Origin of the sequence: Kineococcus glutinatus, assembly GCF_039542765.1 — a bacterium.
Taxonomy (GTDB): Bacteria; Actinomycetota; Actinomycetes; order Actinomycetales; family Kineococcaceae; genus Kineococcus_A; species Kineococcus_A glutinatus.
This window is the reverse complement of sequence record NZ_BAABIL010000053.1, coordinates 16692-43016: the sequence shown is the minus strand read 5'-3', so window position 1 is coordinate 43016 and position 26325 is coordinate 16692. Positions and strand designations below refer to the sequence as shown.

Sequence of the window (26325 nt, the reverse complement as noted above, 5' to 3'; positions counted from 1 at the left end):
TCACCTCTTCGCGGCCTGGTTCTTGACGACCAGGTTGACGATCGTGGCCAGCAGGAGCATCACGCCGAGGAACAGCTTGAACCAGTTGGCGTCCCAGCCGGCGTAGACGATGCCCAGGCTCGTCATGCCGAAGATCAGCGCGCCGATCGCCGAGCCGATCGCCGAGCCGTAGCCACCGGTGAGCAGGCAGCCGCCTACGACGGCGGCGATGATGTAGATGAACTCCTGCCCCACCCCGCCGCCGGACTGGATGGAGTCGAAGCTGAAGAGCTGGTGCATGCCCACGAACCAGGCCATGAACCCCACCAGCATGAACAGCCCGATCTTCGTGCGCCTGACCGGGACGCCGACGGCGCGGGCGGCGGCGGAGTCACCGCCGACGGCGAAGATCCAGTTGCCGACGCGGGTGCGCAGCAGCGTCCAGGTGCCCAGGGCGACGAAGAGGATCCACCACAGCACCGTGACCTTGATGTTGACCCCGCCGACGGACACGTTGGAGGCGAACACGGCCTGCGCGGAGGAGAAGCCGTCCATGTCGGCGACGGAGTCGGAGGAGACGGAGCCGGTGAGCAGCTTGGTCACCCCCAGGTTGATGCCCTGCAGCATGAAGAACGTGCCGAGGGTGATGAGGAAGCTCGGCAGCCCCGTCCGCACGAGCAGCCAGCCGTTGAACGCCCCGATGCCCAGCGACACCACCAGCGCCACGACCACCCCGACCCACAGGTTGAGCCGCAGCTGGTAGGCGAACGTCGTGGCGAACAGCGCCGACGTGGTGACCGCCACGCCGGCCGACAGGTCGAACTCGCCGCCGATCATGAGCAGCGCCACCGCCAGGGCCATGATCCCGATGGTGGAGCCGGCGTAGGCCACCGTCGCCAGGGAGGACGCCTGCCGGAACGTCGGCGCCACCGCGCAGAACAGCACGAACACGGCTACGGCGCCGATGAGGGAGCCGATCTCCGGCCGCGACAGCAGCCGGGAGGCCAGCGGCCGGGTGCGGACCCGGTCGTCGGCGGCGCGGGTGGCGGGAGGGGTTCCCCCCGCCGTCGACGGGCTGACCGCGGTGCTCACCGGGTGCCGTTCGCCGCGAAGTCGGCCACCCGGTCGACGTTCGTGGAGTCGATGAACGAGGGGCCGGTCAGGGTCGCCTGGCCGCCGCCGATGGTGTTGCCGTTGGTCTTCTGCAGCCACAGCGCGTCGACGGCCAGGTAGCCCTGCAGGTAGGGCTGCTGGTCGATGGCCCACTGCACGTCACCGCTCTGGATGGCGCCGATGAGCTCCTTGTTGGTGTCGAACGTGGCCACCTGCGCGCCGCTGGAGGCGTCGGCCACCGACTTCACCGCGGTCAGCGCGAACGGCGCGCCCAGGGTGACGACGCGGTCGATGCCGGGGTCCTGCTGCAGCTTGGAGGTGATCGACTGCTGCACCGAGGGCATGTCGGTGCCGGTGACGTAGAGGTTCTCCGTGGTGCCCGAGAAGGTCTTCGCCACACCGGCGCAGCGGGCCTCCAGGCCCACGTGGCCCTGCTCCTGGATGACGCACAGGGTGTGCTTGGCGCCCTCGGAGCTCAGCCGCTCACCGGCGGCCTCGCCGGCCAGCCCCTCGTCCTGCCCGAAGTAGCTCAGCGCGCCGGCGGCCTCCCACTCCCCGAAGCCGCCGTTGAACGCCACGACCGGGATGCCGGCCTCACCGGCGGCCTGGACGCTCGGGGTGAGCGCGTCGGCCTTGGCGAGGGTCACCGCGATGCCGTCGACCCCGGCGTCGATGGCGCTCTGCACCAGGTTGGCCTGGTCCCCCGCCTCCGGCGCGCCCTGGTAGTTGAGCTCCACGTTGTCCTTGGCCGCGGCGGCCTCGGCGCCGGAGCGGACGATGTCCCAGAAGGTGTCACCCGGCGCCGCGTGGGTGATCATGGAGACGGTCATGCGCGGGGTGTCGGCCACCCCGGCGGCCGCGCCCGTCGCCTCGGAGGAGTCGTCGGGGGCACCACCGGAGCTGCTGCAGCCGGAGAGCACCACCGCGGCGAGCGCGGCCAGCACGGCGGCGGAGGTCTTGCGCGAGCGGGTCATCGTCGATCCGTTCCTCTCGGTGCGGGCGGGGTGAGCGGGACCTGGGGTCAGCGGCAGGACGTCAGGTAGGAGAAGGTGCGCCGGGCGATGGGCAGCGGCTGCTCGACGGGGCAGGGGTACATGTCCTGCTCGACGATGGCGAAGACGTCGCGGTCCAGGCCCTCGAGGGCGTCGAGGATCGGCGGCATGGCGGGCACGCCCCGCGGGGGCTCGACCATCGCGCCGAGCTTGACCGCGTCGCCGAACCCGAGGTCCTCCGCCTTGGCCTTGGCCACGACCTGCGGGTCGACCTGCTTGAGGTGGGCGTAGGCGATGCGGTCGGGGTACCTGCGGATGATCTCCAGGTTGTCGCCGCCGGAGTAGGCGACGTGCCCGGTGTCCAGGCAGAGCTTGACGGCGTCGGCGTCGGTCATCTCCAGGAAGCGCTCGATCTCGTCCTGGGTGTCGACGTGGGTGTCGGCGTGGGAGTGGAAGGCCAGCTGCAGCCCGTAGCCGTCGCGGACCTCGCGGCCGAGGCGGTCCATCCCCGACGCCAGGCGCTGCCAGCCCGCCTCGTCCAGGGTGCGGGGCTCGAGGGCCTCGCCGGTCGTGTCGCTGCGCCACTGGCCGGGGATGACCACGAGGTGGGTGCCGCCCATCGCCCGGGTGAGGGCCGCGACCTGCTCGACCTGCGCCCACGCCTGGTCGTAGTGGTCGGGGCGGTGCAGGGCGGCGAAGATGGTGCCGGCGGACACCCGCAGGCCGCGCCGCTCCAGCTCGTCGGACAGGCGCGCGGGGTCGGTGGGCAGGTAGCCGTGCGGGCCGAGCTCGATCCAGCGGTAGCCGGCGGTGACGACCTCGTCGAGGAACCGCTCCCAGGGGGTCTGCTGCGGGTCGTCGGCGAACCAGACGCCCCAGGAGTCGGGGGCGGTGCCGATGGTGAGGCGGCTGCGCCGCCCGGTGCCCGCGGTGCTGACCATGGGTGCTCCTCCACGTCGTCGTGCGCTCGTGCGGGCGCGGGGCGCCCGGTGCGGCTGGCAGAACTCTGGCGCGGGGACCCGCCACTGTCAAGCAATTGTCCGGACATACTTACGTGATGGATGCCGGTCGGCCGTCCTCCGGGACCCGGCCCGGACGCGCGGAGGCCGGGGCGCCCCCGCAGGGGCGCCCCGGCCTCCCGGGCGGTCGGTCGGACGGGCGTCAGAGCAGCGGGCGCTGGCGGGCCTTCTGCCGCTCGTACTCCGCGCGCGCGGTCTGGGTCGACCCCAGGTGCGAGACGCCCGAGACCGGCACGTCCCACCAGCCGCCGCCGTCGGGCGCCTCGGAGTGCAGGTCCGTCTCGACGTGCACCAGCGTGGACTCCGGGTGCGCCTTGGCGTCGCGCAGCGCCTCCACCAGCTCCTTGCGGGTGTTCACCCGCAGCACCCGCACCCCGAGGCTCTCGGCGTTCGCGGCCAGGTCCACGGGCAGCCTGTCGCCGGCCAGGCGGCCCTCGGCGTCCCGGTAGCGGTACCTCGTGCCGAAGCGCTGCGAACCGCGGGACTCGCTGAGGGCGCCGATGGAGGCGAAGCCGTGGTTCTGCAGCAGCACCACGATGACCTTGACGTGCTCCTGCACCGCGGTCACCAGCTCCGTCGGCATCATCAGGTAGGAGCCGTCCCCCACCGTGATGAAGACGTCCCGGTCCGGCGCCGCCATCCGCACCCCGATGCCGCCGGGGATCTCGTAACCCATGCAGGAGTAGCCGTACTCCACGTGGTAGCCCTTGCGCTCGCGGGTGCGCCACATGCAGTGCAGGTCCCCGGGCAGGGAACCCGCCGCGCACACCACGACGTCGCGGGCCTCGGCCACCTCGTCGACGGCGCCGAGCACCTCCGCCTGCGCCAGCAGCCCCGTCTCCTCGCCGATGCCGGAGTGGTAGTACCGCTCCACGACGGCGTCCCACTCCCGGTTGAGCCGCGCCGCGCGCTCGCGGTACCCCGGCGGCGTGGAGAAACCCGCCAGCTCGGCCCCGAGGGCCTCCAGCGCCTCGCGGGCGTCCGCCAGCACCGGCAGGCCCGCGTGCTTGACGGCGTCCAGCCCGGTCACGTTGACGTTGACGAACCGCACGCCCGGGTTCTGGAACGCCGTGCGCGAGGCGGTGGTGAAGTCCGAGTAGCGGGTCCCGATGCCGATGACGAGGTCGGCCTCCGCCGCGATCTCGTTGGCCGCGGTGGTACCCGTGGAGCCGATCGCCCCCAGGCACAGGGGGTGGTCGTAGGGCAGCGTGCCCTTGCCCGCCTGGGTCTGCCCCACCGGGATCCCCGTGGCCTCCACGAACGCGCGCAGGGCGTCGTCGGCGCCGGAGTACGTCACACCGCCACCGGCGACGATCATCGGTGCCTTCGCGGCCCGCACCAGCGCCGCCGCCTCCGCCACCAGGGCGCGCTCGGGCACCGGGCGGGAGATGCGCCAGGTGCGCTCGCCGAACAGCTCCACCGGCCAGTCGAAGGCCTCGGCCTGCACGTCCTGCGGCAGCGCGATCGTGGCCGCGCCCGTCTGCGCGGGGTCGGTGAGCACCCGCATCGCGCCCAGCAGCGCCGCGGGCAGCTGCTCCGGGCGCCACACCCGGTCGAAGAACCGCGACAGCGGCCGGAACGCGTCGTTGACGGAGACGTCGTAGCCGTAGTCCTGCTCCAGCTCCTGCAGGACGGGCGAGGCCACCCGGGTGGCGAAGACGTCGCTGGGCAGCAGCAGCACCGGGATCCGGTTGACGGTGGCCAGCGCCGCGCCGGTGAGCATGTTCGAGGAACCCGGCCCGATCGAGGCGGTCACCGCCAGGGTCTGCAGCCGGTCCTTCTGCCGGGCGTAGCCGACGGCGGTGTGCACCATCGCCTGCTCGTTGCGGCCGGTGACGTAGGGCACCTCGGCCGGCGGCCGCCAGCCGTCGCCCAGCGCTCCCAGCTCGGCCTCCAGCAGCGCCTGCCCGACACCGGCGACGTTGCCGTGGCCGAAGATGCCCAGGACGCCGCCGAAGAACGGCTGCCGCTGCCCGTCGCGCTCGGAGAACTGGCTCTGCAGGAACCGCACCACCGCCTGCGCGACGGTGAGGCGGACGGTGGCACCGTTGCTGCCGGAGGGGGTGCTGCTCATGGCGATCGGCTCCGATCGTGGCTGGGTCAGGAGTTGCTGGGCGAGGGGGCGGGGCGCAGGGGCAGGCGCGGGTCCACCTGCTGGTCCTCCCACGTGCTGCGCACCCACCCGTGGGCGGGGTCGTCGCAGATCTTCCAGGCCCGCTCGTCCTCCGGGCCGGCCATGACGTTGAGGTAGTACATGTCGTGCGAGGGCGAGGCGATGGACGGGCCGTGCCAGCCGTGCGGGATGAGCACGACGTCGCCGGAGCGGACCTCGGCCAGCACGTCGATCGGCCGCTCCGCCTCGCCGTAGACGCGCTGGTAGCCCACCCCGCCCGGCACGGCGGGCACCCCCTCGGGGGCGCGGGAGCGGAACGCGTAGTAGTAGACCTCCTCCAGCTCGCTCTCGGCCTCGCTGGTGCGGTCGTGCCGGTGCGGGGGGTAGGAGGACCAGTTGCCCGCCGGCGTGATCACCTCGCAGGCGATGAGCTTGTCCGTCTCGAACGCCTGCGGGGTGGCGAAGTTGTGCACCTGCCGGCTGCACGCCCCCGCCCCGCGCAGCTCCACCGGGACCCCGGAGGCGGGGCCGTAGCGGAACGGCAGCCGCCGCCGCGCCCGCGCACCCGGGAACGACAGCACCGCACCGGCCGCGCTGCGCACCGTCAGCTCGCTGTCGCGGCCGACGTAGGCGAAGTCGCTCACGCCGTCGAAGGGGCCGGCGCGCCCGGTGAGCTCATGGACCTCCCCGTCCACCTCGACGCTCGCAGCGCCGGACAGCGGCAGCACGAGCAGCTCGTCCTCACCGGTGCCGAACGTGTGCTCGCCACCGGGTTCCAGGGTCAGCACCCGCAGGCTGGAGAACCCCCAGCCCGCCCGCTCCGGCGTGACGACGAGGTCGAAGCCGTCGCGGGCGGCGCTGCCGGCGGGCAGGTGGAGCTGGGCATCGGTCACGGCGCGGGTCTCCTCGGGGGACGGGTCCGGTGGGCGGGGGTCAGTGGACCAGGGAGGCGGCGGTGCGCACCGCGCCGGCGACGTCGTCGTCGGGCGGGTACAGCAGGGTGCGCCCGACGGTCAGCCCGCGCACCGACGGCAGCGCCAGCGCCTTCTGCCAGGTCGCGAACGTCTCCTCCGGTGCGGTCGCCGGGTCGCCGCCGAGCAGCAGCGTGGGCAGCGTCGTGGCCTCCATGACGCGCTCCATGTCGTCCACGACGGGCAGCTTGAGCCACGTCCAGGCCGTGGTGCGCCCCAGGGCCTGCGCGACGTTCACGGACTTCACCACCCCGTCGGCGGTGAGGTCGTGCACGACCCGACCGCCCTCCCGGCGGGACCAGAACGGCTCGATCATCGCCACGAGCCGGCGCGCGGCCAGCTCGCTGATGGCGTCGGCGGACGCGGTGAGGGTGGGCAGCGTGCCGGGGTCGTCCAGGGCGATGCGGGTGAGGAACTTGCCGCCGTCGAGGTTCATGTCGGCGATGGCCTGCGCGTCGTAGCCGGTGAAGCGGTCGTCCAGCTCGAAGCAGGCGCCCTGCAGACCGCCGCGGTTCATCGAGCCGAAGACGACCTTGTCCTCCAGCGCCCCCATGAGGGTGAGGTCCTCGATGATGTCGGCGCTGCCGAGCAGGCCGTCCACGCCCGGGTCGGCCAGCGCCACCCGCAGCCGCTCCAGCAGCTCGGTGCGGCTGGCCATCGCCATCGGGCGCCCGCCCACGCCGTTGGCGCCGCGCGCGGGGTGGTCCGCCGCGACGACCATGAGCCGGCCGTCGGGCGGCAGCAGGGAGTGCCGGCGGCGGCGGGCGCGGGCCAGCTCACCGATGCGCTCGGGGTGGCGGGCGCGGATCTCGGAGACCTCCGCGTGGTCGCGGGCGAACTCCGAGGGCACGGCGGCGGGGGCCGGCGGGGTGAGCACGGGCGCGTTCGTCTCAGGCACGGGCGGCGACCTCCTCGAGCAGGGCCTCGACCTCGGCGGTCGTGGGCATGGCGGTGGAGCACTCCCGCCGGGTGGCGACGATGGCGCCGGCGGCGTTGGCGAAGCGCAGGACGCGCTCCAGGTCCCAGCCGGCGAGCAGGCCGTGGCACAGCGCACCGCCGAAGCCGTCCCCGGCACCCAGGCCGTTGATCACCTGCACGGGGGTGGGCGGCACCTCGACGACGCCCTCCCGGGTCATGCCGAGCACCCCCTTCGGCCCCTGCTTGACGATCGCGACCTCGACACCGGCGTCCAGCAGGGCCTCGGCGGCGCGGCGGGGCTCGGTCTCCCCGACGGCGACCTCGCACTCCTCGCGGTTGCCGACGGCGACGGTGACGTGCGGCAGCGCGCGGCGCACCTGCGCGGTGGCCTCGGCCGGGTCCTTCCAGAACATCGGCCGGTAGTCCAGGTCGAGGACGGTGAGCGGGCGGCGGGCCCGGGCCTGCCAGGCCGCGTGGTGGGCCGAGCGGCTGGGCTCCTCGCTCAGCCCGGTGACGGTGGCCCAGAACACCCCGGCCCCGGCGATCGCGTCGAGGTCGAGCTCTTCGGGGCGGATCTGCAGGTCGGGGGCGGTGGGCAGCCGGTAGAACAGCAGCGGGAAGTGGTCCGGCGGGTACATCTCGCAGAAGGCGAGCGGGGTGTTGAGGCCGTCCACGGGCGAGACGAAGGCGTCGGACACCCCGAGCTCGGCCAGCGCCTTGTGCACGAAGGTGCCGAAGGCGTCGCGGCCGGTGCGGGTGATGACGGCGCTCGCGCGCCCGTGCCGGGCGGCGGCCACGGCGACGTTCGTGGCGCTGCCACCGAGGTACTTGCCGAAGGTCTCGACGTCCTCCAGGCCGACGCCGTCCTGCAGGGGGTAGAGGTCGACGCCGACCCGCCCCATGGTCACCACGTCGAACGCGGCGGTGCTGTTCACGCGAGTCCTCCTGTGCGGTCGGTCGTCGGGCCGGGTCGGCGCCGGGCGGGTCGCCGGGTGGGTGCTGGGCGGTCGGCGCCGTCGCGGGCGGGGTGGCGCCGAGGTGCGCGCCCCGACCGCGACGGCCCTCCCCGGGCTGCGGCTCCCCGGGCCGCGCCGGCGCGGGGACGTGCACGAGCCTGCCGCGCCCACCAGGCAGTGTCAAGAGTATGTCAGGACAAGTGAGCATGGTTGGCCACCAAGGACACAGCCGCGATCTAGCATGTGAGGACGTCACGTCATGGAGACGTAGGTACCGCTTGTGACTATGCTCGACACCACCGCCACCGGGGGCGCAGCCGCCCGGGCGCAGCCGAGGGAGTGGGATGAGCGGCCTGTTCGTGGACCTCGACCGGTCCAGCCCCGTGCCCCTGTACTTCCAGGTCGCCCGGCAGATCGAGGCCGCCATCGAGAGCGGCCAGCTCGCCCCCGGCTCCCGGCTGGACAACGAGATCAGCCTCGCCGACCAGCTCGGGCTCTCGCGGCCCACGATGCGCCGCGCCATCCAGCAGCTCGTCGACAAGGGCCTCCTCGTGCGCAAGCGCGGCGTCGGCACCCAGGTCGTCCACGGGCAGGTCACCCGCCCCGTCGAGCTGACCAGCCTCTTCGACGACCTCACCCGCTCCGGCCAGGCGCCGCGCACCGACGTCCTGCTGCACCGCGTCGAGCCCGCCGGTGACGAGGTGGCCGTCGCCCTCGACCTCGCGCCGGGCACCGAGGTCCTCCACGTCCGCCGGCTGCGCTTCTCCGCCGGCGAACCCCTCGCCGTCCTCGACAACCACCTGCCGCCGGAGTTCACCGACCTCGGCGCCGAGGACCTGCAGCAGCGCGGGCTGTACCAGCTGCTGCGCAACCGCGGCGTGGGCATGCGCGTGGCCAAGCAGCGCATCGGCGCCCGCCGCGGCACCACGGAGGAGTGCCACCTGCTCGGCGAGCGGCGCGGCTCCCCCCTGCTGACGATGGAGCGCACCACCCACGACGACTCCGGCCGCGCCGTGGAGTGGGGCCAGCACGTCTACCGCGCCAGCCGCTACGCCTTCGAGGTCACCCTCGTCGACCGCTGAGGCGGCGCCACGCGCAGGAGGGCCGGACCCCGCGGGGTCCGGCCCTCCTGCGCGTGCGGCTCAGCCCTCGAAGCGCGCCGGCAGCGTGCGGGTGTGCGCCTCGCGCAGCTCCGCCAGCGGCACCGCGAACAACCCCTGGACGTCCACGGCGGCGTCGGCGCCGACCTCCTCCGTCACCCCGACCCGCAGGTGCGCCAGACCGCGGGCGGTGCACATGTCGGTGAACCGCACCTCCTCCTCGCGCGGCACCGCCACCAGCACCCGGCCGGCGGACTCGGAGAACAGCGCGACGAACGGGTCGATCCCGTCGCGCTCGCACAGCTCCTCCAGCCACAGCCGCGCCCCGGCGCCGAAGCGCAGGCACCCCTCGACCAGCGCCTGCGCCAGCCCGCCCTCGGACAGGTCGTGCGCGGCGTCGACCAGGCCGTCGCGGGAGCAGTTCACCAGCACGTCGGCCAGCAGCGCCTCGTGCGCCAGGTCCGGCCGCGGCGGCAGCCCACCGAGGTGGCGGTGCTCCACCCACGCCCACTCCGAGCCGGCGAGCTCGTCGCGGGTGGTGCCCAGCAGGTACAGCGCCTGCCCGGCCTGCCGCCACCCGGAGGGCGTGCGGCGGGAGACGTCGTCCAGCACGCCGAGCACCCCGATGACGGGGGTGGGCAGCACCGCGGAGTCCAGGCCCCGGTCGCCGGTCTGGTTGTACAGCGACACGTTGCCGCCGGTGACGGGTACGCCGAGCCGCTCGCAGGCCAGCGCCAGGCCGCGCACGGCCTCGGCGAACTGCCACATGACGCCCGGGTCCTCCGGGGAGCCGAAGTTCAGGCAGTCCGTCACCGCCAGCGGGCGCGCCCCGGCGGTGGCGACGTTGCGGTACGCCTCCGCCAGGGACAGCTGCGCACCCGTGGCCGGGTCGAGCTTGGTGAAGCGGCCGTTGCCGTCCAGGGCGAGGGCCACGCCGAGGCCGGTCTCCTCGTCGACGCGCACCACGCCCGCGTCGTCGGGGGTGGCCAGCGTCGTGTTGCCCAGCACGTAGCGGTCGTACTGGTCGGTGACCCACGCGCGGCTGCACAGGTTCGGGGAGGCGACCATCCGCAGCAGGGTGGCGCGCAGCTCCTCCCCCGTGCCCGGGCGCGGCAGGCGCCCGGGCGTCGGGGCGTCGGCCTGCAGCGCGTCCTGCGAGGCGGGCCGCGCGTAGGGGCGCTCGTAGACGGGACCCTCGTGGGCGACGGTGCGCGGCGGCACGTCCACCACGGTCTCGCCGTGCCACTGCACCACGAGGTGGTCGCCGTCCGTGACCTCGCCCAGGACCGCCGCCTCGACGTCCCACTTCGCGGTGACCGCGAGGAACGCCTCGACGTTGGCGGGGGTGACGACCGCCATCATCCGCTCCTGCGACTCGCTCATGAGGATCTCCTCCGGCGAGAGGGAGGGGTCGCGCAGCGGCACCCGGTCCAGGTGGACGAGCATGCCGCCGTCACCGGCGCTGGCCAGCTCGCTGGTGGCGCAGGACAGCCCCGCGCCGCCGAGGTCCTGGATGCCCTCCACCAGGCCGGCGGCGAACAGCTCCAGGCAGCACTCGATGAGGACCTTCTCCTGGAACGGGTCGCCCACCTGCACCGCGGGGCGCTTGCTGGGGCCGGTGTCCTCGAACGTCTCGCTGGCCAGCACCGACACGCCCCCGATGCCGTCGCCACCGGTGCGGGCGCCGAACAGCACCACGAGGTTGCCCGCGCCGCGCGCGTTGGCGAGGTGGACGTCCTCGTGCTTCATGGCGCCCACGCACAGGGCGTTGACGAGGGGGTTGCCCTGGTAGCTGGGGTCGAAGAACACCTCCCCGCCGATGTTGGGCAGGCCGATGCAGTTGCCGTAGCCGCCGACGCCGGACACCACGCCGGGCAGGACGCGGGCGGTGTCGGGGTGGTCCACCTCGCCGAAGCGCAGGGAGTCCATGACGGCGATCGGCCGCGCGCCCATCGCCATGATGTCGCGGATGATCCCGCCGACGCCGGTGGCCGCGCCCTGGTAGGGCTCGATGAAGGAGGGGTGGTTGTGGCTCTCCACCTTGAAGGTGACGGCCCAGCCCTGCCCGATGTCGACGACGCCGGCGTTCTCGCCGATGCCGACCATCAGGTGCTTCTTCATCTCGTCGGTGGTGTGCTGCCCGAAGGTGCGCAGGTGCACCTTGGAGGACTTGTAGGAGCAGTGCTCGCTCCACATCACCGAGTACATCGCCAGCTCCGCACCGGTGGGGCGGCGGCCGAGGATCTCGCGGATGCGGGCGTACTCGTCGGCCTTGAGGCCGAGCGCGGCCCAGGGCTGCTCCTGCTCCGGGGTGGCGGCGGCCCGGGCGACGGTGTCGAGGGCCGCGCCGGGGCGGGCGGGGGTGTGGGTGCTCACGCGCCCACCGCCGACACCAGCGCCGAGGCGATCACCGAGGTGAACAGGTCCAGGCCGTCGGTGCCCGGGCCGTAGCCCGGCTCCACCGCGTGCTCGGGGTGCGGCATGAGGCCGACGACGTTGCCGCGCTCGTTGGCGATGCCGGCGATGTCGCGCAGCGAGCCGTTGGGGTTGGCGCCGAGGTAGCGGAACACCACCCGCCCCTCGCCCTCGAGCCGGTCGAGGGTGGCCTCGTCGGCGACGTAGCCGCCCTCGCCGTTCTTCAGCGGGACGACGATCTCCTGCCCGGCGTCGAACGCCGACGTCCACAGCGTCGAGGTGGACTCCACCCGCAGCCGCTGGTCCGTGCAGACGAACTTGCGGTGGTCGTTGCGCACGAGCGCCCCGGGCAGCAGGTGCGACTCGCACAGCACCTGGAAGCCGTTGCAGATGCCCAGGACGGGCAGGCCGCGCTGCGCCTGCGCGACGACCTCGCCCATGACGGGCGAGAAGCGGGCGATGGCGCCGCAGCGCAGGTAGTCGCCGTAGGAGAAGCCGCCCGGCAGCACGACGGCGTCCACGCCGTGCAGGTCGGCGTCGGCGTGCCACAGGGCGACGGGCTCGCCACCGGCGAGGCGCACGGCGCGGCGGGCGTCGCCGTCGTCGAGGGAGCCGGGGAAGGTGACGACGCCGATCCTCACGCGCCGGCCCCCACCGCACCGGTCGCGGCGCCCTCCGCGGCGCGCACGGAGACGACGTCCTCGATCACCGGGTTGGACAGCAGGGTCTCGGCGGCGCGGCGGGCCTGCTCGAGCACCTCGTCGGTGACCTCGCCGTCCACCTCCAGCTCGAACCGCTTGCCCTGGCGGACCCCCGTGAAGCCCGTGAAGCCCAGCCGCGGCAGCGCGCCGACGACGGCCTTGCCCTGGGGGTCGAGGATCTCGGGTTTCGGCATGACGTCGATGACGACGCGGCCCATGCGCGACGCTCCTGTGGTCTCGAGGGGACTGCTCCCGGACGTGCCCTGCGTGGGTGCTGGCGCGCTGCACCGGCACCCCCAAGGTTACCCGCGCGCGGAGGACCCCCCGTCCGGCCGGAGCGCGGGGCGAGCGCCCCGCGCCGCTCACCGCCGACGGCGGACGCGCCGCAGCGGACCCGGCTCGTCCTCGGCCGCCGGCCGGGCGCCGATCCTGCCGTGCAGCCGGCGCAGGTGGGCGTCGGCGGCCGCGCAGAGCCCCTCGACGTCGCCCGCCTCCAGCGCCGCCAGCATCGCGGCGTGCTCGGCGACGAGCAGCACCCCCTCCGCGTGCGGCAGGTCCCGCATCGGGCGGTGCGGGTCGGTGGTGTCCCACGTCGTGGCGAACAGCCGCAGCAGGCGCGGCATCGCGCAGGGCCCGACCAGCGCCATGTGGAAGGCGCGGCTGGAGCGGTGGTGGGCGAGCTCGCCGCCGGCCTCCAGGGCCGCGGCCACCGCCACGAGCGCGGCGCGCGCCCGCTGCAGGGCCGGGGCCAGCGCCTCCGGCGGCGCCGTGGCGGCGCGGCGCAGCTCGGCCAGCTCCAGGATGCCGCGCACCTCGTACAGCTCGTCGAGCTCGTCGGGGCGCAGCCGGGCCACCGCGTAGCCCTGCCGGGGCCGGTGCTCCACGAGCCCCTCGCCCACCAGCGTCATGAGGGCCTCGCGCACCGGCACGCGGCTCACCCCGCCGGCGGCGGCGACCTCCTCCACGTCGATGGCCCGCCCGGGCGCGAACTCCCCGTCGAGGACCCGGCGGCGCAGCTCGGCCAGCACGGCCTCGCGGGTGGTGCCCGCCCGCGGCGGCCCGCCGGGGTCAGCGGCCGGCACCGACCCCCGTCCCCCGCTGCCCGGACCGCTCGTGACCGGGCCCCTCGGCCGCCGCTCCTGCCGCACCCCGCGCAGCGTGGCGGCTCCCGGCGCGCCCGTCGAGGTCCACCGCGCGCCGCGCCGGGCCGCTGACCGGCCAGCCGCTGACGGGACCGGCCTTGGGGCGGGCGTAGCTGCGGACCTTGGAGGTGCGCAGGCCGAGGGCCACGAGGGACTCCGCCAGCCGGACCGCCGCGGCCACCCCGTCCACGACGGGCACGGCGAGGGCGGGGGCGACCCGCTCGGCCAGCCCCGCCATGCCCGCGCAGCCGAGCACGACGACCTCCGCGCCGTCCTCGGCCACCACCCGGCGGGCGGCCGCGGTGAAGGCCGCCGCGGTGGCGGCGCGGTCCGCGCCCAGCTCCCCCACCCCCAGGCCGACCGCGCGCACCCCGGCGCACCGCTCGGCCAGCCCCGCCGAGCGCAGCCGGTCGCGGATCGCGGGCACGGTGCGGTCCAGCGAGGTGACGATCCCGAACGTGCGGCCCACGAGCATCGCGACGTGCGCGGCGGCGTCGGTGATGTCGACGACCGGCACGTCGAGCAGGTCCTGCAGGCCCTCGCGGCCGTGCTCGCCGAACCCCGCCTGCACGACGGCGTCCACGTGGCCGGGGTACGTCACGACCCGGTCCATGACGGCGACGGCGGACAGGTAGCTCTCGAAGTTGCTCTCCACCGACGCCGGCCCGAACAGCGGCTGCACCGCGTCGACCTCGGTGCCCGGCGAGGCCGCCGCCCGCGCGCTGGCGCGGATGGCGGCCGTCACGTCGGCGTCGGTGTTGACGTTGACGACGAGGATCCGGCTCACGCCGGCACCCGGGCGGCGGGGACGGCCGGTGCGGGGATCGCCGAGCGGCGCAGCCAGTAGGCGGCGAAGGCGATGGCGGCGCCGATGAACCAGCTGAACGCCGCGACGGTGCTCCAGCCCGCCATGACCGGCAGCAGGGCCAGCACGGCGCCGACGACGGTCGCGACGACCGCGACGGGGTTCACCCCCCTGCGGTAGTGGTAGGCGCCCTGCGGGTCCATCGTGTAGAGGGCGTCGACGTCCACCCGCTGCTTCTTCACCAGGTAGTAGTCGGCGATGAGGACGCCGTAGAGCGGGCCGATGAAGGCGCCGAGCACGTCGAGGGTGTAGTGGATCGCCTCGGGGTTGTTGTAGAGGTTCCACGGCGTGAGCAGCACCGAGCCCACCGCGGCGATCATGCCGCCCATCCGCCAGGAGATGCGCTGCGGCGCGACGTGGGAGAAGTCGAACGCCGGGGAGATGAAGTTCGCCACGATGTTGATGCCGATCGTGGCGATGACGAACGTCAGGCAGCCCAGCAGCACGGCGGTGGTGGAGTCGATGCGCGCCACCGTCTCCACCGGGTCGTCGATCATCTCCCCGTACACCGGCAGCGTGGCGGAGGTGGTGACGACGACGAGCAGGGCGAAGGCCAGGAAGTTCACCGGCAGGCCGAGGAAGTTGCCCTTGCGCACCGCCGCCATCGAGCGCCCGTAGCGGGCGAAGTCGCCGTAGTTGAGCATCGGGCCGGAGAAGTACGACACGACGAGCGCGACGGCGGTGACCATGACACCCGCCGCGCCCCAGCCGGTGTGGGTCACCTCGGTGAGGGTGAAGTCGATGTTCGACCAGCCCGCCCGCACGACGAGGTAGAGGGCCAGGGCGACCATGACGACGTAGACGGCCGGGCCGCAGAAGTCGATGAACCTGCGGATGGCCTCCATGCCCCGCCAGAACACCACCGCCTGCAGCACCCACATCACCGCGAACGCCGCCCAGCCCAGCGCGCTGAGCCCGAGGAACCCGTGGGTGCCCACCTCCGCCCACGGGGCCAGGCCCGGGGACAGCTTCAGCGCCAGCAGCACGAGGGAGTTCGACGCGAGGTAGGTCTGGATGCCGTACCACGCCACCGCGATGAGGCCGCGGATGACGGCGGGCAGGTTGGCGCCCACCACCCCGAACGCGATGCGCGAGGCCACCGGGTACGGGGTCCCGGTGACCTGGCTCGGGCGGGCCACCAGGTTGCACAGCAGGTAGACGATCGAGATGCCGACGAGCAGGGCCACCAGCACCTGCCAGGCGGCCAGGCCGAGCGCGAACAGGCTGCCGGCGGTGACGTAGCCGCCGACGCTGTGCACGTCGGACATCCAGAACGCGAAGAAGTTGTACGACCCCCAGCGCTGCTCGCGCAGCGGGGCGAGGTCCTCGTTGGTCAGCCGCGGGTCGTAGCCGGGCTTGACGAGAGCGGGTCCGGCGAGGTGGCCGGTGTCCTCGGGGACCGCGGCCTGCGTCGGCGGTGGGTTCATGGTTACTCCCGGGAGGACGGGCGGGTGGCGGCCGCCGGCGGTGGTGGGACGTGCGAACCGGCGGTGACGACCCTAGGAAGCGGTCGTTTCCACCGTGTGACGCCGCGGATATATCCGCGCGCACCCCGCCGGGCCTCAGGACGGCGGCCGGGCTGCCGATGGGGGCGCAGGCCCGGCACGGGTACACCACGCACACGGGGGACGGCTCATGGCACCGCACTCGGGGACGACCGCACGGCTGGCGGACCTGCCGGTCGCCGCGAAGGTGACCGCCGGGGTCGTGGCCGTCGCGCTCGCCGTGGTCGCCGTCGCCGCGTTCGCCGTGGCGGGGCTGCGCTCCGTCGACGACCGCGCCGGCGCCGTCTACGACGAGGGCGTCACGCCGATCTCACGCCTGGCGCAGCTGCACCGCGGGGTGCTGCAGACCCGTGCCTACGTGCTCAACTACTACATGTCGAACCCCACCTTCCAGGCGAAGATCGCCGCCTCGATGGAGGAGATCGACGCCGACATCGAGACCGTCGCCGCCGAGTACGCCGCCGTCAGCGCCGACCCCGAGCGCACGCAGCGCCTGCTCGAGCAGTGGGACGCCTACGTCGCCCTGCGCGACGAGCAGATGCTGCCCGCCGCCCACACGCAGGACCTCAAGGCCTTCTGGGCCGGCTACAACCAGGCCACCGAGATCAACGAGGGCATCGACGCCGACTTCACCGCGCTGGAGGAGCTCCAGGCGCAGCGTGCGCTCACCGAGGCCGACAGCGTGCACGCCACCAGCCGCGGCGTCGTCCGCAACGTCGTGCTCGCCGGTGCCCTCGGTCTCCTCGCCGGCGGCGTCCTGGCCGCCCTCGCCACCCGCGCCGTCGTGCGGCCGCTGCGCCGGGTCACCGCCGTCCTCGGCGCCGTCTCCGCCGGCGACCTCACCGCCGAGGCCCACGTCGACACCCGCGACGAGCTGGGGACGATGGCCGCCGCGCTGACCGGCGCCACCCGCAGCATGCGCGAGACCGTCGCCTCGATCAGCGGCAGCGCCGCGCAGCTCGCCGACGCCGCCTCCTCCCTCGACCGCATCGGCGACGACCTCTCCCACGGCGCCGGCACCACCGCCACGTCCGCAGCCGCGGTGTCCTCCGCGGCCGGCGAGGTCTCCGGCAACGTCGCGACCCTGTCGGCGGCGGCGGAGGAGATGAGCGCCTCCATCGCCGAGATCTCCAGCAACGCCGCCGACGCCGCCGCCGTCGCCCGCGGCGCGGTCGCCGAGGCCACCGCCACCAGCCAGGTGGTCGGCAAGCTCGACCGCTCCTCGGCCGAGATCGGCGAGATCGTGCAGGTCATCACCGCGATCGCCGAGCAGACCAACCTGCTGGCCCTCAACGCCACCATCGAGGCCGCGCGGGCCGGTGAGATGGGCAAGGGTTTCGCCGTCGTCGCCAGCGAGGTCAAGGAGCTCGCCCAGCAGACCGCGCGGGCCACCGAGGACATCGTCGTGCGGGTCGCGACCATCCGCGACGACACCGGCAGCGCCACCGCCGCCATCCAGCGGATCAGCCGGGTCATCGACGACATCAGCGGCTACCAGACCACCATCGCCACCGCGGTGGAGGAGCAGACCGCCGTCACCAACGAGATCACCCGCAGCGTCGCCGACACCGCCGCCGGCAGCGGCCACATCGCCGGCAGCATCACCGACGTGGCGCGCGCCGCCGAGGTCACCACCGGCAGCGCCACCGAGGCCCGCGAGGCCGCCGCGGCGCTGGCGCGGATGTCGGCGGAGCTGCGCGACACCGTCTCCCGCTTCCGCGTCTGACGGGCGCCCGGCGAGGGTCGCGCACCCTCACCACACGCAGGGCCAGACGTTCCGCTCGACGGCGTGGACCGACGGCCAGTCGGCGCGGGTGCTGCGCAGCGCGACGTGCGGGTAGTACCCCACGAACGGGGTCGACGTGGCGGTGCTGCTGACGACCCGGCCGGTGGAGAGCGTGACGGAGACGCTCCTGCGCCGGGGCTGGCCGAACCACGGGGTCAGGCCCGTGCACGTCCCCCACCGCTCGTACGTCGCCGTGTCGTCCTCGTGGATGGTCCACCCGCCGCCACTCACCTGGCCGAGGGAAGCGGGGTCCCGCTCCGCGAACCCCCAGGTGTACGGCCCGCTGTGGTCGCGCCGGTCCAGCACGAGGTGGTCCCCGTGCACCTGCACGAAGTGGCCGGGGTGGTTCACCGACTCCAGCTCCACGTGGGGCGACACCCCCATCCAGCCGTCGCCCAGGTAGTGCGGGCAGAAGGTCGCGTCGGCCGCGAACCACGGGTCGAACAGCCCGCCGGCCAGCTCCAGCCGCGTCCCGGGACCGCGGTGGCGCAGGAAGCGGCCGCGGTGCTTCGCCGACTCCCACGAGATGCAGTTGGCGTCGCTCAGCCCGCGCACCTTCAGGAAGTGGGCGTCGGTGGTGTCCGTGGCGGTCATGACGTCGATCGGCTGGATGTAGGTGGTGACGTTCAGCACCCGCACCGGCGCGTCGTCGCCGTACCGCGTCAGGGTGACCCGCGAGCCCAGCGGTTCCCCACCCACGCGCCCGGCGCCCAGCGGGGCCGCGGCCGCGGCCGCGGCACCGGCCACCCCGCCCGCGGCGAGGCTCACGACGAGGCTCGTCACGAGGCTCACGACGAGCCCGGGGGCCACGCTGGTCGGTCGACGGTTCGCAGGTCCTGGCGCGGGTGTCGTCACCACCGGCAGAGGTGCCGGCGCCCGCACCTGATACCGGCCCCGACGCCCCGGCCGGCGCGCGGCGGCTCCCGGGCAGGGGCGAGGATGCCGCCATGCGGATCACCCACCTCGGCCACGCCTGCCTCCTCGTCGAGACCGCCGGGACCCGGCTGCTGCTCGACCCCGGTGTCTTCTCCGCCGGGTTCGAGGACCTCACCGGTCTCGACGCGGTCCTCATCACCCACCAGCACCCCGACCACGTGGACCCCGCCCGCCTCGGCCCGCTGCTGGAGCGCAACCCCGGCGCCGCGGTGCACGCCGAGGCGCAGACCGCCGAGCAGCTCGCCGGGCAGGGCCTCACCGCCGCCGCGGTGCGCCCCGGCGAGGTCCTGGAGCTGGGCGGGGCGCGCGTGGAGGCCGTCGGCGGGGAGCACGCCGTCATCCACGACGACATCCCCCGGGTGGGCAACGTCGGCCTGCTGGTGCGCGCCCCCGGCGAGCCCGTGCTGCTGCACCCCGGTGACTCCTACGGCACCGCACCCGAGGGCGTCGACGTGCTCGCGGTGCCGCTCAACGCCCCGTGGGCGGCGCTGAAGGAGACGGTGGACTTCGTGCGCGCCGTCGGTGCCCGCGTCGCGGTGCCGGTGCACGACTCCCTGCTGCAGCCGCACGGGCGGGGCATGTACGTGCGCCACGTCGGCAACCTGGGCGGCGCGGAGGTCCGCGACCTCGCCGAGACCGGCCCCGGGGAGTTCTGAGCCGGACGCGGCGGCGGCGCCAGGACGGCGGCGGGTGTCAGCGGTGCACGGAGCTCATGTCCGGGTACCGCTCGCCCGCCGCGCTCCCCACCGGCAGCACCTCCGCCAGGTGCCGCAGCTCCTCGCCGGTGAGCTGCACGGCGAGGGAACCGGCGTTCTCCGCCAGCCGCTCGCGCCGGCGCGTGCCGGGGATGGGCACGACGTCCGGCCCCTGCGCCAGCAGCCACGCCAGCGCCAGCTGGGAGGCGGTGACGCCCTTCGCGGCGGCCAGCGCGCGGACCTCGTCGACCAGCCGGAGGTTCGCGGTCAGGTTCTCCCCCTGGAACCGGGGGTTGTGCCGGCGGAAGTCGTCGGGGGCCAGGTCGTCGGTGCTGCGGATGGCGCCGGAGAGGAAACCCCGGCCCAGCGGGGAGTACGGCACGAAGCCGATGCCGAGCTCCCGCACCGTCGCCAGGACGCCGTTCTCCTCGGGGTCCCGGGTCCACAGGCTCCACTCGGTCTGCAGCGCCGTGACCGGGTGCACGGCGTGGGCGCGGCGGATCGTGCCCGGCGCGGCCTCGGAGATGCCGAGGTGGCGCACCTTGCCCGCGGCGACGAGCTCCGACATGGCGCCCCAGGTCTCCTCCACGGGCACGGTGGTGTCCACGCGGTGCTGGTAGTACAGGTCGATCACGTCGACGCCGAGGCGCTGCAGGCTCGCGTCGCAGGCGGCGCGGACGTACTCGGGGCGGCCGTTGACCCGGCGCGCGCCGTCCGGGAGGCGCTCGTTGCCGAACTTCGTCGCGAGCTGCACCTCCTCGCGGCGGGAGGCGATCGCGCGGCCCACGAGCCGCTCGTTGGTGAAGGGCCCGTACATGTCGGCGGTGTCCAGGAACGTGATCCCGGCGTCGAGGGCGGCGCCGATCGTGGCCAGGGACCCCGCCTCGTCGCCGGGGCCGTAGAACTCCGACATGCCCATGCAGCCCAGGCCGAGGGCGGAGACCTCCAGGGCCGCGGTGCCGCTGCCCAGCGTGCGGCGGGCGGTGGTGGGGGCGGACGTGCTGCCGGTCGCTGTCATGGCGCGAGCCTGCGTCTTCGAGCGCGCTCGAAGTCAAGCGCGGGCGGCCAGCTGCTCCTCGTAGCGGGCGATCTTGCCGTCGATGGCGGCCAGGTGCCCCTGCACCTCCGCCAGCTGCGCCAGCACCCGCGCGCGGTGCGCGAGCAGGATCGCCAGCCGTTCCCGCTCGCCACCGCCGCCGCGGCACAGCTCGGCGTAGGCGCGGACCTCCCGGATCGGCATGCCGGTGGCGCGCAGCCGGGTCACCATCGCGATCCAGCGCAGGTCCTCCTCGGTGTAGGCGCGCCGCCCCGAGGCGGTGCGGGCCACCGGGGCCAGCATCAGGCCGTCGCGCTCGTAGTACCGCAGGGTGTGGGCGCTGAGCCCGCACAGCTGCGCCGCCTCGGCGACGCCGATGCCCTGCGCGAACGCCACCGCGCTCACAGCCCGTACTCCTCGAGCAGGCGCAGCCACACCTCGCTGAGCGTCGGGTAGCTGGGCACGGCGTGCCACAGCCGCTCCAGCGGCACCTCCCCCACGACGGCGACCGTGGCGGAGTGCAGCAGCTCCGCGACGCCCTGCCCGACGAACGTGGCGCCCACCACGACGCGGCGGGTCTCGTCGACGACGAGCCGGGCCCGGCCGGTGTAGCCGTCGGCGACGAGGGAGGCCCCGGCCACCGCGCCGAGCTCCACGTCCACCACCCGCACGTCCAGGCCGCGCTCGCCCGCCTCCCGCCCGGTGAGCCCGACCGAGGCGACCTCGGGGTCGGTGAACACCACCTGCGGCACCGCGGCGGCGTCGGCGCTGGCCGCGTACCGCGACCACGCCGGCACCTGGTCGCCGAGGTCCCCGGCGGCCCGCGCCGCGATCGCGTCGCCCGCGGCCCGCGCGGCGTACTTGCCCTGGTGGGTGAGGGGGGCGCGGCCGGTGACGTCGCCGGCGGCGTACAGCCAGCCGCCGGGCACCGCGAGCACCCGCCCGGAGTCGTCCACCTCCAGCGGGCCGTCGCCGGGCAGGCCGACGGTTTCCAGCGCCAGGGTGTCCACCGCGGCGCGCCGCCCCGTCGCCACGAGCAGGCGGTCGGCGACGACCTCCTCGCCGCCGGGCAGGGTGACCACGACCTGCCCCCCGCGCTGCGCCACCCGCTCGGGGGAGGTGCCGGTGCGCACGTCGACGCCGTCGGCGGCCAGCGCGGCGCCCACCAGCTCCCCCGCGAAGGGCTCGGCGCCCCCGAGCAGCCCGGAGCGGGCCAGCAGCGTCACCCGGGAGCCCAGGCGCTGCCACGCCTGCGCCATCTCCACCGCCACGACCCCGCCGCCGAGGACGACGAGGGCGCCGGGCACCTCCTGGGCGCCGGTGGCCTCCCGGTTCGTCCAGTGCGGCGTCTCCGGCAGGCCCTCCAGCCGCGGCAGCACGGGCACCGAGCCGGTGCAGACGGCGACGGCGCGGCGGGCGGTGAGGACCGTGGTGGTGCCGTCCGGCGCGTCGACCACCACGCGCCGCTCCCCGGCCAGGCGGGCGGTGCCGCGCAGCAGCTCCAGGCCCGCCGAGCCCACCCACTCCTCCTGGGAGGAGTCGTCCCAGCCGTGGGTGAAGGTGGTGCGCCGCGCCAGGACGGCGGCCGCGTCGAGACCACCGGTGACGGCCTGCGCGGCCCCGGGCAGGCGGTGGGCGGCAGCCAGGGCGTGACCGGGCAGCAGCAGCGCCTTGGAGGGCATGCACGCCCAGTAGGAGCACTCCCCGCCGACGAGCTCGCGCTCGACCAGGACGACCGACAGGCCGCCGCGGTGCGCCCGGTCGGCGAGGTTCTCCCCCACCGGCCCGGCCCCGATGACGACGACGTCCACCTCGCGCCCGCCCACGACCTCGCTCATGGGCGCGACGCTAGGGGATGCGCCGGGGGACGCCACCGGGCGGGCGGCACGGGGACCCGGCCTGTGGTTGGCTCGACACGTGCGCGTGGACTTCACCCCCTCCCCCCGCCCCACGCTGGGCGTGGAGTGGGAGCTCGCGCTCGTCGACCGCACGAGCCGGGACCTGACGAGCCGCGCGGGCACCGTGCTGGACGCCCTGCGCGGCGACGACGGCCGCGAGCACCCCCGCATCCACAAGGAGCTGCTGCGCAACACCGTCGAGGTCGTCACCGGCATCTGCGACACGGTCGCGGAGGCCGCCGCCGACCTGTCCGGCAGCCTCGCGCAGGTCCGCCGCGTCACCGACCCGCTGGGCATCGAGCTCATGAGCGCCGGCACCCACCCGTTCGCGCGCTGGAGCGCCCAGCAGGTCACCGACAACCCCCGCTACGCCGAGCTCATCGAGCGCACCCAGTGGTGGGGCCGGCAGATGCTCATCTGGGGCGTGCACGTGCACGTCGGCGTCGACTCCGTGCACAAGGTGCTGCCGATCCTCAACACGATGCTCAACACCTACCCGCACCTGCAGGCGCTGTCCGCGTCGTCGCCGTACTGGACGGGCACGGACACCGGCTACGCCAGCAACCGGGCGCTGATGTTCCAGCAGCTGCCGACGGCGGGCCTGCCGTTCCAGTTCGGCTCGTGGGCGGAGTTCGAGTCCTACATCGACGACATGCTCGTCACCGGCGTCATCGACGGGCTCAGCGACGTGCGCTGGGACGTGCGGCCCTCCCCCGCGCTGGGGACGCTGGAGACGCGGGTGTGCGACGGGGTGCCCACCCTGCGGGAGCTGACGGCGCTGACGGCGCTGGTGCACTGCCTCGTCGTGGACCTGGACACCCGGCTGGAGGCGGGCGAGGAGCTGCCCACCCTGCCGCCCTGGCACGTGCAGGAGAACAAGTGGCGCTCGGCGCGCTACGGCCTGGACGCGGAGGTCATCCTCGACGCGGCGGGGCGCGAGCGGCTGGTCACCGACGACCTCGCCGACGTGCTGGAGCGGCTGGCGCCGGTGGCCCGCCGGCTGGGCTGCGCCGACGAGCTGGCCTCGGTGGCCGACATCCCGCGCCGCGGTGCGAGCTACCAGCGCCAGCGCGCCGTGGCGGAGGCCGCCGGCGGGGACCTCGTGGCGGTGGTGGACAGCCTCGTCGCGGAACTGCGGGAGACCCCTTGAGGGTGCGCGCCGGCACGGTCCTCGCGCTGGCCCTCGGGTGGGTCCTGGCGCTGTGGGGGGTGCAGTTCGCCGCCGGGGGCCGCCTCGTCGTGGTGCCCTGGCTGGCGCTGGGACCGCTCGCCGCCTCCCTGGTCCTGGGCTGGCGGCCCACCGCGGCGGTCGCGCTCACCTCGGTGCTGGCGGTGGCGCACCTCAGCCACGAGACGGGTGACCTGCTCGACGGCGTGGGCGAGGTCCGGGTGGCCGGCAGCGCGGCGCTGGCGGGCTTCGCCGTGTTCGGGGCCCGGGTCCGCGTCCGGCGGGAGGAGCGCATCCGGGCCGTCACGGAGGTCGCGACGGTCGCGCAGACCGCGATCCTGCACCCGGTGCCCGCGCAGGTGGGCGGGCTCGTGCTGGCCTCCCGCTACGTCTCCGCCGACGCCGCCGCCCTCGTGGGCGGTGACCTGTTCGACGTCGTGGCCCGGGACGGTTCGGTCCGGGTGGTCGTGGGCGACGCCCGGGGCAAGGGGCTGCCGGCGGTGCACACCGCGGCCGCCGTGCTCTCGGCGTTCCGGCACAGCGCCCCGCTGGAGGGGCCGGACCTGGACGACGTGGCCCGCGCCGTGGACGCCGCCGTCAGCCCGTCGCTGGGCCCGGAGGACTTCGTGACGGCGGTGCTGTGCGAGGTGCACCCCGACGGCCGGCTGGACGTGGTGCGCTGCGGGCACCCCGCCCCGCTGCTGCTGGCTCCCGGCCGGGCGCCGCGGGAGGTGGGGGCCACGTCGTGCCCGCCGCTGGGGATGGGCGTGGAGCCGGTGGTGGAGGCGGATCGCCTGGAACCCGGGGAGCGGCTGCTGCTGCACACCGACGGGCTGCTGGAGGCGCGCGACGCGGAGGGGCGCTTCTTCGACCTGACCGCGGCGGTGCAGGACCTCGCGGGGCCGGGGGCCTCCCCGGGTGTTCCTGCGGCCGACGACCTGGACGCGGCGCTGGAGCGCCTGCTGGCGCGGGTGCGCGCCCACGTCGGCGGCACCCTCACGGACGACGTCGCGGTCCTGCTGCTGGAGCGGGCGCGGATCCCGGCCTGAGGGCCCGGGCGGGGCGCGGGCGCCCACCTCACCGGCGACCGGCCGGTTCGCGCTGCGCCGGGACGACGGGCGCGTCGAAGTCGATGCGGTGGCCGGTCTGCCAGCGCATCCGCTCCGGCGAGGCGAAGGCCCGCATCGCGACGGGCATCAGCAGGTCGCGCAGCACGCGGCCCACGGGGCCGGCCGCCTTGGCGCTGCTGGTCCGCGCGCCGGCGGCGATGACGCGCTCCACGCGCGCCCGGCGCAGCCGCTCGTACTCCGCGAACGCGGCCCCGACGGGCAGGTCCCGCAGGCAGCGGGCGAGCTGCACGGCGCTCTCGGCGGCCTGCGAGGCGCCCTGGCCGGAACTCGGCGAGGTGGCGTGCGCGGCGTCGCCGACGAGCACGGCCCGGCCCCGGCTCCACACAGGGACGGTGGGCAGGTCCTCCACCGGGCCGATGACGAGCAGGTCGGCCGGATCGGTGCGCCGCAGCAGGTCCGGGCCCGGGCCGCGGTCGCCGGCGAGGGCCGCGCGCAACCGCTCCAGCCACTCCTGCGCGGGGACGCCCCGCACCTGCGCCGCCGTCGCGGGGTCGCGGTGCGGCAGGTTGACGAACCAGCCACCGCCGCCGTCGGCGTCGACCTGGTAGCCGAGGAACGCCCGCTTGCCGAACACCATGTGCATCCGGTCCCCGGTGGGCGGCAGCCCGGTCTCGGGCAGGACGGCACCGAAGTTCAGCAGCCCGCAGTACCGGGGGGCGGGGGCGCCGGGGTCGATGAGGGCGCGGACGGTGGATCGGATGCCGTCGGCACCGACGAGGACGTCGGCGGTGACCTCGCTGCCGTCGGCGAACCGGGCGGTGACCCCGTCGGGGGTTTCCGCGACGGCCACCAGGCGCCGGGAGTGGTGGATCCGCACGCCGCGGGAGACCGCCTCGTCGTACAGCGCCCGGTACAGCTCCGGCCGCCAGACGAACCGGCTCACCGGCAGGTCGGGGGGATCGGCGACCTCGGCGAGGCGGCGGCCGGTCCAGCTGTGCAGGACGATCGACGTCATAGGGGCGCCGATGCGGCGCACCGCCTCGTCGGCCCCGATCGCGGCGAGGGCGGCGAGCCCGTTGGGGGCGATGTTCAGACCACCGCCGATGCCGTCGGCCGGGCCGGGGTGCGCCTCGTGGACGCTCGCCTCGATCCCCGCGCGCTGCAACGCCATCGCGGTCACCGGTCCGGCGATGCCGCCGCCCACGACGACGGCGCTGCGGGCCATGGCGGAACTGCTGGAACTGCTGGAACTGCTGGAACTTGCGGGGTTGCTGGAACTGCTCACGGGTCTCACCTCTCGTCGGGCGGCGCCTCCTCGCGGTGGGAGGTCCACTGCCGCGCCCAGTCCTCCTGCGGGTCGGCGATCCGGTCGCAGAGCCGCTCGACGAACGCCACCTCGGCGTCCAGGAGCGCCAGCCGGTGTTCCTCCTCCAGGAGGAACAGGGCCGGGACCCCCTGCGCGAGGGCGGTGTCGACGAGTTCGCGGATCGCGGTGCGCTGCGCGGCGAGCAGGTCGAGCCGCCTGCGCAGCAGGGGCAGCACGTCCGCCGGGGGCAGCACCGCCACCAGGGAGAGCGCGGCGGTGAAGGCGGGGTACTCGTGCTGCGGTTCGGCGAGGAGTTCGCGGATCCAGCCGTCCACCTCGCGGCGGCCGGCGTCGGTGATGGCGTAGACGGTGCGCTCGGGGCGCTGGCCCGACCGGCTGGTCCCGGCCTCCTCGACGTAGCCGGCGCGCTGCAGCTGGCCGACGACCGTGTAGAGCGAGCCGTGGTTGAACTTGATGCTGCGGGCGTCGCCGTTGTCCCGCAGGGTGCGCCCGAGCTCGTAGGGGTGCATGGGCCGCTGGGTCAGGTAGGCGAGCACCGCCAGGCCCAGCGGGTTGGCGACCTTGCGCGCCTGTGCCACGACTGCATCCTCCCCTCCGCGCGTGGCATCTCCAAATATCCG

General features: G+C 74.9%; 24 protein-coding genes. 5 read left to right on the top strand and 19 right to left on the bottom strand.

Annotated elements, in window-relative coordinates:
* The 7 genes from ABEB16_RS02740 to iolC all read right to left on the bottom strand — a co-directional run bounded on the left by ABEB16_RS02740 (position 1) and on the right by iolC (position 8040).
* Positions 1-1071, bottom strand: coding sequence for an ABC transporter permease (locus ABEB16_RS02740; RefSeq protein WP_345710742.1), 1071 nt, complete (start codon positions 1069-1071; stop codon positions 1-3).
* On the bottom strand, positions 1068-2066 hold the full coding sequence (locus ABEB16_RS02735; protein ID WP_345710741.1) for a substrate-binding domain-containing protein: 999 nt from the start codon (positions 2064-2066) through the stop codon (positions 1068-1070). Before ABEB16_RS02735 ends, ABEB16_RS02740 begins: the two co-directional genes overlap by 4 nt.
* 47 nt (positions 2067-2113) lie before the next feature.
* Entirely contained in the window at positions 2114-3025 is a 912-nt protein-coding gene (locus tag ABEB16_RS02730; RefSeq protein WP_345710740.1) for a sugar phosphate isomerase/epimerase family protein, read from the bottom strand.
* A gap of 220 nt (positions 3026-3245) precedes the next feature.
* On the bottom strand, positions 3246-5177 hold the full coding sequence (gene iolD / locus ABEB16_RS02725) for a 3D-(3,5/4)-trihydroxycyclohexane-1,2-dione acylhydrolase (decyclizing) (RefSeq protein WP_345710739.1): 1932 nt from the start codon (positions 5175-5177) through the stop codon (positions 3246-3248).
* Between the two features lie 26 nt (positions 5178-5203).
* On the bottom strand, positions 5204-6109 hold the full coding sequence (gene iolB / locus ABEB16_RS02720; RefSeq protein WP_345710738.1) for a 5-deoxy-glucuronate isomerase: 906 nt from the start codon (positions 6107-6109) through the stop codon (positions 5204-5206).
* A 40-nt stretch (positions 6110-6149) separates the two neighbouring features.
* Positions 6150-7037, bottom strand: coding sequence for a Cgl0159 family (beta/alpha)8-fold protein (locus ABEB16_RS02715; RefSeq protein WP_345710751.1), 888 nt, complete (start codon positions 7035-7037; stop codon positions 6150-6152).
* A 40-nt stretch (positions 7038-7077) separates the two neighbouring features.
* Positions 7078-8040, bottom strand: a complete 963-nt coding sequence (iolC, locus tag ABEB16_RS02710) for a 5-dehydro-2-deoxygluconokinase (RefSeq protein WP_425560093.1) — start codon at positions 8038-8040, stop codon at positions 7078-7080.
* 365 nt (positions 8041-8405) lie between these two features.
* Between iolC and ABEB16_RS02705 the strand changes: the two genes are divergently transcribed.
* Complete coding sequence (locus ABEB16_RS02705) at positions 8406-9143, top strand: GntR family transcriptional regulator (protein WP_345710737.1); 738 nt, start codon at positions 8406-8408, stop codon at positions 9141-9143.
* 60 nt (positions 9144-9203) lie between these two features.
* Here the strand turns inward: ABEB16_RS02705 and purL are convergent, their stop codons facing one another.
* The 6 genes from purL to ABEB16_RS02675 all read right to left on the bottom strand — a co-directional run bounded on the left by purL (position 9204) and on the right by ABEB16_RS02675 (position 15711).
* A complete protein-coding gene (gene purL, locus ABEB16_RS02700; protein WP_345710736.1) occupies positions 9204-11537 on the bottom strand; it encodes a phosphoribosylformylglycinamidine synthase subunit PurL in 2334 nt (777 codons plus the stop codon).
* Positions 11534-12217: a phosphoribosylformylglycinamidine synthase subunit PurQ gene (gene purQ, locus ABEB16_RS02695; RefSeq protein WP_345710735.1), complete on the bottom strand. Its 684-nt coding sequence runs from the start codon at positions 12215-12217 to the stop codon at positions 11534-11536. Before purQ ends, purL begins: the two co-directional genes overlap by 4 nt.
* Entirely contained in the window at positions 12214-12495 is a 282-nt protein-coding gene (purS, locus tag ABEB16_RS02690) for a phosphoribosylformylglycinamidine synthase subunit PurS (protein WP_345710734.1), read from the bottom strand. Before purS ends, purQ begins: the two co-directional genes overlap by 4 nt.
* A gap of 144 nt (positions 12496-12639) precedes the next feature.
* Entirely contained in the window at positions 12640-13359 is a 720-nt protein-coding gene (locus ABEB16_RS02685) for a GntR family transcriptional regulator (protein ID WP_345710733.1), read from the bottom strand.
* Positions 13346-14206: an aspartate/glutamate racemase family protein gene (locus ABEB16_RS02680; protein ID WP_345710732.1), complete on the bottom strand. Its 861-nt coding sequence runs from the start codon at positions 14204-14206 to the stop codon at positions 13346-13348. The genes ABEB16_RS02685 and ABEB16_RS02680 overlap by 14 nt, the downstream gene beginning before the upstream one ends.
* A complete protein-coding gene (locus ABEB16_RS02675; RefSeq protein WP_345710731.1) occupies positions 14203-15711 on the bottom strand; it encodes an NCS1 family nucleobase:cation symporter-1 in 1509 nt (502 codons plus the stop codon). The genes ABEB16_RS02680 and ABEB16_RS02675 overlap by 4 nt, the downstream gene beginning before the upstream one ends.
* Before the next feature lie 208 nt (positions 15712-15919).
* Here ABEB16_RS02675 and ABEB16_RS02670 point away from each other — a divergent pair, with 208 nt between their 5' ends.
* The gene (locus tag ABEB16_RS02670; protein ID WP_345710730.1) at positions 15920-17515 is read left to right on the top strand and encodes a methyl-accepting chemotaxis protein; all 1596 of its coding nucleotides are present in this window, start codon (positions 15920-15922) and stop codon (positions 17513-17515) included.
* Positions 17516-17542: 27 nt separating this feature from the next.
* Here ABEB16_RS02670 and ABEB16_RS02665 read toward each other — a convergent pair whose 3' ends face one another.
* Entirely contained in the window at positions 17543-18385 is an 843-nt protein-coding gene (locus tag ABEB16_RS02665; RefSeq protein ID WP_345710729.1) for an AbfB domain-containing protein, read from the bottom strand.
* A 137-nt stretch (positions 18386-18522) separates the two neighbouring features.
* Here ABEB16_RS02665 and ABEB16_RS02660 point away from each other — a divergent pair, with 137 nt between their 5' ends.
* On the top strand, positions 18523-19167 hold the full coding sequence (locus tag ABEB16_RS02660; RefSeq protein WP_345710728.1) for an MBL fold metallo-hydrolase: 645 nt from the start codon (positions 18523-18525) through the stop codon (positions 19165-19167).
* Between the two features lie 37 nt (positions 19168-19204).
* On the opposite strand, the gene ABEB16_RS02655 is transcribed toward ABEB16_RS02660, so the two are convergent.
* From ABEB16_RS02655 to ABEB16_RS02645, 3 genes are read right to left on the bottom strand one after another with little or no spacing between them, the layout of a single operon-like run.
* Positions 19205-20224 carry an aldo/keto reductase gene (locus ABEB16_RS02655; RefSeq protein WP_345710727.1) on the bottom strand — a complete coding sequence of 340 codons (1020 nt, stop codon included), beginning with the start codon at positions 20222-20224 and terminating at the stop codon, positions 19205-19207.
* 33 nt (positions 20225-20257) lie between these two features.
* Complete coding sequence (locus tag ABEB16_RS02650; protein WP_345710726.1) at positions 20258-20647, bottom strand: MerR family transcriptional regulator; 390 nt, start codon at positions 20645-20647, stop codon at positions 20258-20260.
* Positions 20644-22080 (bottom strand): dihydrolipoyl dehydrogenase family protein, encoded by a 1437-nt coding sequence (locus tag ABEB16_RS02645; protein ID WP_345710725.1) that lies wholly within the window; start codon positions 22078-22080, stop codon positions 20644-20646. Before ABEB16_RS02645 ends, ABEB16_RS02650 begins: the two co-directional genes overlap by 4 nt.
* A 79-nt stretch (positions 22081-22159) precedes the next feature.
* On the opposite strand from ABEB16_RS02645, the gene ABEB16_RS02640 reads away from it, so the two are divergent.
* The gene (locus tag ABEB16_RS02640; RefSeq protein ID WP_345710724.1) at positions 22160-23290 is read left to right on the top strand and encodes a glutamate--cysteine ligase; all 1131 of its coding nucleotides are present in this window, start codon (positions 22160-22162) and stop codon (positions 23288-23290) included.
* 2 nt (positions 23291-23292) lie between these two features.
* Positions 23293-24357 carry a SpoIIE family protein phosphatase gene (locus tag ABEB16_RS02635; RefSeq protein WP_345710723.1) on the top strand — a complete coding sequence of 355 codons (1065 nt, stop codon included), beginning with the start codon at positions 23293-23295 and terminating at the stop codon, positions 24355-24357.
* A gap of 28 nt (positions 24358-24385) precedes the next feature.
* Here ABEB16_RS02635 and ABEB16_RS02630 read toward each other — a convergent pair whose 3' ends face one another.
* The gene (locus ABEB16_RS02630) at positions 24386-25663 is read right to left on the bottom strand and encodes an FAD-dependent monooxygenase (RefSeq protein ID WP_345710722.1); all 1278 of its coding nucleotides are present in this window, start codon (positions 25661-25663) and stop codon (positions 24386-24388) included.
* Positions 25664-25668: 5 nt separating this feature from the next.
* Positions 25669-26283, bottom strand: a complete 615-nt coding sequence (locus ABEB16_RS02625) for a PadR family transcriptional regulator (RefSeq protein WP_345710721.1) — start codon at positions 26281-26283, stop codon at positions 25669-25671.
* Positions 26284-26325: the final 42 nt, after the last annotated feature.

Excerpts from the sequence above, each read along its gene's own strand:
- ABEB16_RS02735 (WP_345710741.1), bottom strand. The coding sequence starts at position 2,066 with ATGACCCGCTCGCGCAAGACCTCCGCCGCCGTGCTGGCCGCGCTCGCC.
- ABEB16_RS02730 (WP_345710740.1), bottom strand. The coding sequence starts at position 3,025 with ATGGTCAGCACCGCGGGCACCGGGCGGCGCAGCCGCCTCACCATCGGC.
- iolD (WP_345710739.1), bottom strand. The coding sequence starts at position 5,177 with ATGAGCAGCACCCCCTCCGGCAGCAACGGTGCCACCGTCCGCCTCACC.
- ABEB16_RS02705 (WP_345710737.1), top strand. The coding sequence starts at position 8,406 with ATGAGCGGCCTGTTCGTGGACCTCGACCGGTCCAGCCCCGTGCCCCTG.
- purS (WP_345710734.1), bottom strand. The coding sequence starts at position 12,495 with ATGGGCCGCGTCGTCATCGACGTCATGCCGAAACCCGAGATCCTCGAC.
- ABEB16_RS02675 (WP_345710731.1), bottom strand. The coding sequence starts at position 15,711 with ATGAACCCACCGCCGACGCAGGCCGCGGTCCCCGAGGACACCGGCCAC.
- ABEB16_RS02670 (WP_345710730.1), top strand. The coding sequence starts at position 15,920 with ATGGCACCGCACTCGGGGACGACCGCACGGCTGGCGGACCTGCCGGTC.
- ABEB16_RS02660 (WP_345710728.1), top strand. The coding sequence starts at position 18,523 with ATGCGGATCACCCACCTCGGCCACGCCTGCCTCCTCGTCGAGACCGCC.
- ABEB16_RS02655 (WP_345710727.1), bottom strand. The coding sequence starts at position 20,224 with ATGACAGCGACCGGCAGCACGTCCGCCCCCACCACCGCCCGCCGCACG.
- ABEB16_RS02645 (WP_345710725.1), bottom strand. The coding sequence starts at position 22,080 with ATGAGCGAGGTCGTGGGCGGGCGCGAGGTGGACGTCGTCGTCATCGGG.